Origin of the sequence: Inquilinus sp., assembly GCF_039594555.1 — a bacterium.
Lineage (GTDB): Bacteria > Pseudomonadota > Alphaproteobacteria > DSM-16000 > Inquilinaceae > Inquilinus.
The window spans coordinates 1-9,104 of record NZ_JBCNNF010000286.1 but is presented as its reverse complement, the minus strand read 5'-3'; the positions used below and the strand labels follow the sequence as shown (position 1 = coordinate 9,104).

6 protein-coding genes are annotated in these 9,104 nt (G+C 67.1%); 3 read left to right on the top strand and 3 right to left on the bottom strand.

The genetic code is table 11. The features are described from left to right. Positions 1–216: 216 nt before the first annotated feature. Positions 217–1,059, bottom strand: coding sequence for a transporter substrate-binding domain-containing protein (locus ABDW35_RS25385; RefSeq protein WP_343716648.1), 843 nt, complete (start codon positions 1,057–1,059; stop codon positions 217–219). 117 nt (positions 1,060–1,176) lie between these two features. Between ABDW35_RS25385 and ABDW35_RS25380 the strand changes: the two genes are divergently transcribed. From ABDW35_RS25380 to ABDW35_RS25370, 3 genes are all read left to right on the top strand, one after another. Further along, complete coding sequence (locus tag ABDW35_RS25380) at positions 1,177–1,962, top strand: IclR family transcriptional regulator (RefSeq protein WP_343716647.1); 786 nt, start codon at positions 1,177–1,179, stop codon at positions 1,960–1,962. Between the two features lie 227 nt (positions 1,963–2,189). Next, complete coding sequence (locus ABDW35_RS25375; protein WP_343716646.1) at positions 2,190–5,726, top strand: hypothetical protein; 3,537 nt, start codon at positions 2,190–2,192, stop codon at positions 5,724–5,726. Between the two features lie 60 nt (positions 5,727–5,786). Beyond that, a complete protein-coding gene (locus tag ABDW35_RS25370; protein ID WP_343716645.1) occupies positions 5,787–7,052 on the top strand; it encodes a hypothetical protein in 1,266 nt (421 codons plus the stop codon). A 16-nt stretch (positions 7,053–7,068) separates the two neighbouring features. Here ABDW35_RS25370 and ABDW35_RS25365 read toward each other — a convergent pair whose 3' ends face one another. Continuing rightward, complete coding sequence (locus tag ABDW35_RS25365) at positions 7,069–7,458, bottom strand: VOC family protein (RefSeq protein ID WP_343716644.1); 390 nt, start codon at positions 7,456–7,458, stop codon at positions 7,069–7,071. After that, positions 7,458–9,104, bottom strand: a 1,647-nt coding sequence (locus ABDW35_RS25360) for an adenylate/guanylate cyclase domain-containing protein (protein WP_343716643.1), incomplete at its 5' end; no start/stop codon positions are given. The genes ABDW35_RS25365 and ABDW35_RS25360, both read right to left, overlap by 1 nt.

Here is a 9,104-nt window from a genome sequence, read left to right as displayed (position 1 = left end):
GCCCAGACCACGCCGAAATTGAACTGGTAGTTCACCCGCGTCTCCGTTGGTGCCGATGGCGGGACCGGAGCCACCCCCTCACCCGAAATCGCATTGCGATTTCGACCTCTCCCCAAGGAGAGGTGAAAACTCCCTCTCCCTCGGGGAGAGGGAGGGGCCCGGCCCGTCGGGGCCGGGAGGGTGAGGGGGCTGGCGCCAGCCCCTGTCGTCAGAGCCTCACCGCATCTCGGTCGGGAAGCCGATGGCCGGGGCCGGCGGGCGCTGGCCGAACCACTGCTCGAAGGAGGCGGCGTAGGTGTCGAACTCGACCCCGGTCATCGCCTCGTGCAGCGCGGTGTTGACGAAGTTCAGCCAGTCCTGGTCGCCCTTCTTCACGGCGCAGGCATAGGTCTGCGGGTTCCAGCCATAGCCGGCGTCGACATAGCGGTCCGGGTTCTGCTTCATGAACCAGCGCAGCGACGACATGTCGGTGGCGGCAGCGTCGGCGCGGCCGGAGTTCAGGGCTTCGTACATCAGGTCGGTGCTCTCATACTGGTCGACCGCCGCCTGCGGCAGGGCGGCATGCACCATGTCCTCGGCATAGACGTTCTGCAGCACCGCGACGGTGACGCCGCTGCCGGCGGCCTTCAGCTCGTCATAGCTCTTGCGCTGGCCGTCCTTCATCAGCAGCAGGCCGACGCCCTCGCGATAGTAAGGGATGGTGAAGTTCACCTGCTGCGCCCGCGCCGCCGTTACGGTGATGAACTGGCAGGTGATGTCGACCTTGTCGGTGGTCAGGTTCGGGATGCGGGCGTCGGAGGATTGGACCACGAACTCGACCTTGCTCGGGTCGTTGAACAGGCCCTTGGCGATGATCTTCGCCATGTCGATGTCGAAGCCGGCCAGGTCGCCCTGCTCGGTCTTGAAATGCCAGGGCGGGTTGGTGCTGCCGGTGCCGACGATCAGCTTGCCGCGGCTCAGCACCTCCTGGAGCTTGTCGGCCGCCAGGGCGCCGCCGGCGGTGCCCAGCAGCAGGGCGGCGGCGCTGACCGAAAGCAGCGTCCGGGTCACGATACGCATCTCAGCCTCCATGTTCTTTGTCCGATATATCGGACAATGGTCTTGTATGTCGGACAAACGATACGATAGGCTCGGCTTGGGGCAAACGCAATCGAACGCAGCGAAGGGGCGGCGACCATGGCGGGGGTAGTCAGCCGAGAGCGGGGCAGCCGGGAGCGGGGGATCGACCGGGCGGTGGCGATTCTGGAGCATCTGCAGGCGCGCCGGGCGCCGGTGCGGATGGGCGAGCTGGCGAAGGCGATCGGGGCGCCGCGCTCGACCCTGTACGAGATCGTCGGCCGGCTGACCGCGGCCGGGATCCTGGAATCGGCGGGGGAGGGCGGAGCGGTGTTCTTCGGCCGCGCCGTGCACTATTACGCCCAGACCTATGTCGCCGGCGTCGACCTGCTGAGCCGGGCGCGGCGCGAGGTGCTGGGCCTGGCCACCGAGACCGGCGAGACGGCGCAGTTCTGCATGCTCGACGGCGATAAGTACGTGGTGATGCTGAACGAGCCCGGGCGCCGTACCTTCCGCATCACCTCGGAGGTCGGGATCCGGCTGCCGATCCCCTGGACCGCGTCGGGCCGGCTGCTGGTGGCGCATCTCGACGCCGCCGGCATCGCCGGCTTCATCCCGGCGGAGGATTTCACCCTGCCGTCGGGCGAGCGCATCGACCCGGAGGAGTTCGTCGCCGAGACTGAGGCCGCCAGGGCCCGCGGCTATGCCGTGACGCAGGAGCTGGTCGACCGCTTCACCCGCTGCCTGGCGGCGCCGGTGATCGACCGCGATGGTCGGGCGGCGGCGACCGTATGCCTGGTCACGCCGCTGGACACGCCGGCCGAGCGGCAGGGCGCCCTGCTGGACACCCTGCTGGCCGCCGCCCGCCGCCTGTCACTGGCCCCGCCGGGGGCGGTGGGGCTTTAGGGGGCGGGTAAGAATCTGGACTCATCGACGGTAGACATCTGGATCTATCTGTATACTATTTTATGCAGCATTGTATCGCTGCATGATGGATTGCGTATTTGTCGGCCCGATTGCAGAACAGCCGCGAAGTCCATCGAGAATATCTAAAATTGTTTCAAATCCGTAGAGCCATCTGAACCCGCAAAGTCCGTCACCTGGCTCTCCGCTATTGAGGACAGGAGGTACGCATGCCGTCCACCCCGAGTGCTGCCGTGCAGCACGCGCAAAGCATGATTCAGGATTACAACCAGGCCCTGCAGCCCCTGATCGCTGATACGCTGCAGAACTGCTTCGTGGCGGTGCAGAAACATCCACGCCACAGCAAGGCGACCGAGCTGGTGACGCTGAATGCCAACAACGGCCTGATGTGGCTGTTCCCGGACACCACCTCGCCGACCGGCTGGGGGCACAGTCCTAGCGACATCTTCGGCGCGCCGTTCAATTCCACGACGGGGCTGCCGCAGAATCCGAGCCGGCTGATGCCGTTCTACCAGCGCGATGTGCTCTACGTCTTCTCGGAATTCGGCAGCGGAACCAGCTCCCAGCTGATCGGCATGCAATGGACCGCCGACGGGCAATGGGCGGGCGCCAGCATCTCGCCGCAGGCAACGCAGCTGCTGGCGAAGATGGGCCAGTCCAACCTGGTGGTCGACGCGGAGGGCCGCGGCTATCTCTACGGCATCAGCTACGCCAATACCGAGGGTGGCCCCGTTGTTATCGTCCTGGGCGTCGATCCGAACGGCTTCGGCCTGACGCTGATCTACGAAGCCAGCCTCGAGTATCTCGGGGCGCCGGCGGATGCCCAGATCGTGCTGCTGCCCGGGGCGGAGAAGGACGCTTTCGTCCTGCTGATGCTGGCGGGCACCACGGCGACCTTCCAAGCGCTCGCGCTGCAGGGCGGCCAGCTGAATCCGTCCGGGCCGGCCTCGGCGCCGCAGCCGCTGAGCATCCCCGGGCCGCTGCAGGTCGACAGCGTGGTGCCGGTGCCGAACGGCGTGACCCCGCTGCCCACCTTCCTGCTGCTGTCGCAGCAAGACCAGCAGCTCTACGCGGTCAGCGGCAACGGCCTGAACGGCGGGGCTGCCGCCACGGCGCAGGCGCTGACCGGGGGCACCAACCAGCCCGTCTCGGTATCGAGCGTCTCCGCCGGCATGGAAGCCGGCGGCACATTCGCGATCTTCGCCATCGATGCGACCACCAGCCAGCTGTGGACGGTGACGCAGCCGCCCGGCGCCGGCGCCAACCCCTGGGTGCTGCTGGGCAACAACGTCATCGCCATGACCGCGCCGATCGCCATGGACGGCGGGTCGGAGGTGCTGCTGTGCAGCCCGAGCACGGTGATCTCCCGCCTGGCCCAGAGCCTGGGCACCGCCAGCTGGTTCCAGCTGCCGATCCTGGCCCCGGCGCCGCCGCAGCAGCCGATCGCGGAGACGGCGACCTACACCCAGCAGTTCAGCTTCGTGGATTCCACGACCGGCGTGCCGATGCCGCACACCTCGGTCCAGGTCAAGTGTAACCCGCAGCAGGTGGTGATCATCAATTCGATCGCCTATCACGCCTCGCCGGACCAGGCGGTGACGGTCCTCACGGACGCGTTCGGCACTGTGACGGTCGCGACCATCGCCAACGGGTTGGCCTCGCCGGTGCTGACCCTGAGCAGCACGGTCTTCGGCGCGGCGCCGCAGCAGCAGTACCGCGGCGACCTGCAGGTGCACCAGCGCATCGCCGGCCAGGCCAACGGCCAGGCGTCGCTGCAGGTCACCGGGCCGTGGCTGATCCAGAACGGCATCCTGCCGGCCAGCACCAGCAGCAGCGATGCCGCCAACTTCGCCAGCACCATGACCTCGCTCTCCGGCTGCGCCGTGAGCATGGCGGGCAGCGGGGGCAGCACGGCGCAAGCCGCCGCGCCGTGGACCGTGGTGATCGGCGTGAACCAGAGCCAGCTGACATGCCAGCAGGTCACGCAGGAGGAGTTCGCGCGCTTCCGCTCCGCCGCGGATTCGGTGATCGGCGACGTCTGGGGCGACGTCGCCAACTTCTGCAAGAACGTCTGGCACGACGTCGAGAACATCGCCGTCAACATCGCCGAGGACACGGCCGAGATCGTGGTCAAGCTGTTCAACGCGACCAAGCATTTCGTGCTGACCACGATCGAGGACATTCGCGACGCGCTGGAGGCGATGATCGCCTTCATCGCCAAGCTGGCGGAGGATGCCTTCAAGCTGATCAAGCTCTTCATCGACCTGATCAAGCTGCTGTTCAACTGGGACAATATCCTTGACGTCAAGAACGCGATCGAATCCTACGTCAACCAGCTGGTGACCAGCCTGCAGGGCGACGCGACGGCGGCGGCCAACTGGATCAACGCTCAATTCAGCACGATCAACTCGGACGTCAGCACCTTCTTTCAGAATCTCGAAACCAGTATCGACCCGAACCTCACCTTCGGCTCGGCCACGGCCTCGTCCTCGGCACCGACATCGCAGATCCAGCCGACGATGCAGGCGAACTTGGTCCAGTCCAGCTATGTCTGGTCGAAGTCCCTGCAGGTGGCGCCGTCATCTACGTCCTCGGCCCTGACCGACCCTGTCCTCGGCGCCGATGCAGCGATGCAGGCGATCTTCCAGGCCTTCGAATGCGCCTTCTCGGCCAATCAAAAGCTTCTGGAGGACGACTGGACGCAGATCGGTGAGCTGGCAAAGCAGATCGACTCGATCAGCTCCTTCATGGATTTCCTGATCGTGACTTTCCTCGATACCTGCGCGGCCTTCATCGAACTGGTGATCAGCCTGATCCAGTGTTTCATCGACAAGGTGCTGGCCCAGTTGGCCGCGGCGGCCCAGTTCATCGCGGAGAAGATGAACCATACGATCGATGTCCCTGTCGTCACCGCCCTCTACAAGCTGATCACCAAGGGCCACGCGATGACGCTGCTGGACATGCTGTGCTTGGCGGTCGCCATTCCCACGGTGGTGATCTACGACGTGTTGAACCCGAGCAGCACGACGGCACCCTTCAATGGCGGCAATCCGCCGGCCGTCCAGTGGCCGTGGCAGCCGGGCTTCGACGCATCCGCACCCGCGTCGGCGGCGGACCTGCTGACGGGACCGCAGGACCAGGAATACCTGTCGATCGCGGCTGCAATCTGCAGCGTTCTTTATGCCCTTTGCGACGTCGGTTGCGACATTGCCAATGTCGCGATCCAGGAGAAGGGAGCCGTCGACAAGGACAACAAGCTCCTAGTCGGCCTCCTCAGCGGGCTGACCACTCTCCTCAACACCGCCGTGGTCGCCACTGGTGCGCCCTATTTCGCGCCGCCAGCATCGAAGTCGATGGCGGCGCGCTGGCAATGGGGCACATTCTCTGCATCCGTCGTCGGCCTGTGCTGCGACTGGGTGTTCATCTGCGGCACCGGCAAGCTGCTTCGCTTCACGAACAAGGCAGGCCCGGCGATCAGCACCGTCGTCGGGGCGTTCCAGGTCGCGATGGGCTGCGCCACCGCGCCTATCATGGCCCACCACAGCGGCGGCTACAGCTATTCCGGATGGGACATGGCGGCCGGGGTGGTGTCGGGCGTGTCCAACCTCGGCAAGAGCTTCGCCTATCTCCCCGAGCTGATCGGGCCGGAGTTGGGGTACCCCACCGCCTACGTGGCCCTGGCCTGCTTCGACATCGCGGGCGATGCCGGCAGCATGATGACCAATCTGTTCGCCAGCTACGACTAGCGGCGCGGACCCCCGGCAGGGCCGGGCGCGGCCCGCCATTCTCATATGGAGGCTTCAGCGATGCGCATCTTGCGACTGATATCCGGGCTGCTCGCCGTCGCCGTCGCGGCGGCGCCCCTCGGCGCAGGTACGGCCATGGCCCAGGCACAATCCAACAGCAGCAATGGCGCCCCCGAAGGGATGATCGCCTACTACACGGCGTCTGCCAATGCCGGCGGTACGGTCAGTTGCCCGAGCGGTTGGACAGCCTATCAGGCGGCCGCCGGCTACATGATCCTGGCAACCACCGATTCGAGCCAATTCGGGAAGACTCAAGGCAAGGCTCTCTCTGGGGATCTGGCCCAGCCGATGCACAGCCACCCGGGATCGGCGAGCGGCCATCTCGATGGCCATCAATCCTATGGTGGTAAAGGCAAGTCCGGCCCGTACGCCCAATCCGGAAACAACGGACCATATGCCTTGACAAGCGGCTCCAGCCCCACCGGTTACGGCTTTATTCAGTTCGTCATCTGCGTAGCCACGGCGTCCGGAGTCACTGACACCATGCCGACGGGGGCGATCGCGTATTTCGACTCCACTGCGACTGGCGGAAGTTGCCCACCGAACTGGGGCCTTCTGAATTCAGACAGCGGCTATTTTCTGATCCCTAGCCCCACGAACGGGGGGATCGGAGCCCAGAGCCCCGGCGACCCGCAGCCCGCAAACAACGGAAGCACGAATTGGAACGTCAACGAACCGTTCCCCCCGCACACACATCCTTCGGCGGTCTTCACCACCTTCACGCCTCCAGCATTGGGAATGGGCCAGCCAGCCGCAGGCGGCAGCGATAAGGCGATGGACAACCCGATTCAGTGGGATGCCGAGCTGAGCAACAATTCGGATCCTGTGGTGCCCGCAATCGCATTGATGGTCTGCCAGAAGCAGACAGGCACGGCTCAGGGGGCCGGGATACCGTCATGGATCACATTCTACTATTCCAGCACCACCGGCTGTCCGACGAACACTGGGATCGTGAATGGGGCAAGTGGCTATTTCCCGATCGGAATTCAGGAGGGCGGAAACCCTCTCGACGGTCAGATGACGCAAGGTGGCACAGTTGGCACCTACATCGATCTTCCCGATCCTTCCGCCACATCCCACGCCCACAGCCACAGCATCCCGTCTATGACAGTCAACCTTGGTGGAAACACCACATCCTATCCCGGACATCAAACGACCTATGCCGCAGGCGGACAATATCAGATCAATGGTGGAGCTGCCTCGGACGTAACCATTCATCTGCCGTATATTCCGCTCCTGCTGTGCTATTTCATCAACAATAGTTAGGGAATGGGCGCCACCCTCACCCCGCCCGATGGCACACCGCCTCGACGCGGTTGCCGTCGGGGTCGAGCAGGAAGGCGGCGTAGTAGCTCGGGTGGTACTCGAGCCGCAGGCCCGGGGCGCCGCCGTCGCGGCCGCCCCGGGCCAGGCCGGCATGCCAGAACGCGTCCACCGCCGCCCGGTCCGGCGCCTTGAAGCACCAGTGCCGGCGCGGCGCGTCCTCCGGCCGGGCGCCGAGGCGGATCGACAGGTAGCTGCGCTCCGGATGATCGGCGTCGCAGCGCTCGCCATAGCCGATCCAGGTCTCGTCGGCGCCGACCTTGGCGACGCCGAGCGCCGCCAGCACCGCGTCGTAGAAGCGCTCCGCCGCCGCGAGGTCGAAGACGGTGATCGAGACATGGTCGAGCATCAGGGGTCTTCCCGCCGGCCGGGTAGGGGTTCCAGCCGGAAGATCTCGATCTCGGTCGACCGGCCTGGCACGACACGGGGGCCGAGAGGGCGGAGATCGGACCGCTCGCCCGCCGCCAGCGCCACTGTCTCGCCGCTGGCCAGCACCACGACCTCGTCGGCCGGCGCCACGGCCTTGCCCAACTGCTCCAGCCGGTTGCCGAGATTCACCGCGTCGCCGACGATGGTGTAACCCGACCGGCCGCTCATGCCGATATTGCCGGCCACCACCCGGCCGCTGTGGATGCCGATGCGCAGGCGCAGCGGATCCAGCCCCCGGCCGCGCCGCCCGGCATTGTCGGCGGCCACCGCCGCGGCGATGGCGCGGGCGGCGCGCAGGGCCCGGTCGGCATGGTCCGGCTGGTCGTCCGGCGCGCCCCAGAAGGCCATGACGCAGTCGCCGATGAACTTGTCGATGGTGCCGCCCTCCGCCTCGACGCAGCGTCCCAGCAGGTCGAAATGGGCGTTCAGCAGCGCCGCCACCTCGGCCGCCGGCATCCGCTCGGCCGCGGCGGTGAAGCTGACGATGTCGGTGAACATCACCGTCACCACCCGCTCGGTGGAGGCGACCGTGCCGCCACTGCGTAGCAGCCGTCGCACCAGCGCCTTCGGCACATAGGTCTCGAGCCAGCGCAGCCCGGTCAGCATGGTGTTGTAGGCGCGCGCCTGCTCGTTCAGCTCGGAGAACAGGCTGCCGGGCAGGGGGCGCAGCGCGGCGAAGTCGAGCGAGCCGACGGCGCGCACCTCCCGCGCCATGGCGCCGACCGGGCGGGCGATGGCGCGGCTGACCAGGATCGCGACCACGATGGCGATGGCCAGCACGGCCAGCCCCGCCAGGGCGGCGCGCAGCAGGTCGTCGGTCGGCTTGTCCAGCGCCGCCACCGGCACCTCGACGCCGACGATCAGCGGCGCCGGGGCATAGCCCTCGATCGTGCGGGTCAGGATGACGCGGCCGTCGCCGCCCAGGCGCGCCACCCGCGCCTCCAGGTCGATGCCCCCAACCGTCTCGCGCTTCGCCTCGGTCCACAGCCTCGCCAGGAACGGGTCGCCGATCTCGGCCAGGGCGGGCAGAGGGTGCTCGGGCGACAGCGTCGGCCGCTGCGCCGCCATCGCCGGGTGCGCCAGCACGCGGTCGCGGCCGTACAGGATGAAGGGGGTGGTGCCGGGATTGGCCTCGGCGATCGTCTTCAGGTGGTCGGACAGCGCGTCGACCGTGATCGTCGCCCGCAGCACCCCGGCGAAGCCGCCCGCGGCCTGGACCGGCCGGCTCAGATTGGCGACCGACGTGCGCATCGTCTCCGCCCCCACGTAGTAGACCGGGCCCCAGACGGCATCGTCGCCGCCGGCGCGCGCCGCCTCGATCTCGCGCCGCTCCTGGTCGGTGTGGATCGTGTCGGTGAAGGGGAAGGCGCCGTGCGGGCCCTGGGTGACGCCGCGGATGGTGCCGTCGGGCGCGGTCAGCGACAGCACGCGGACCTGCGGCGTGCCGGCCAGGGCGCCGGTCATCAGCCGGTCCAGCGCCGTACCGTCCGCCGGGTCGGCGCGGCCGGATCCGATCTCTCGCGCCAGGAAGGCCAGCTGGTCCTCGACCGGGGTGAAGCGGTCGGC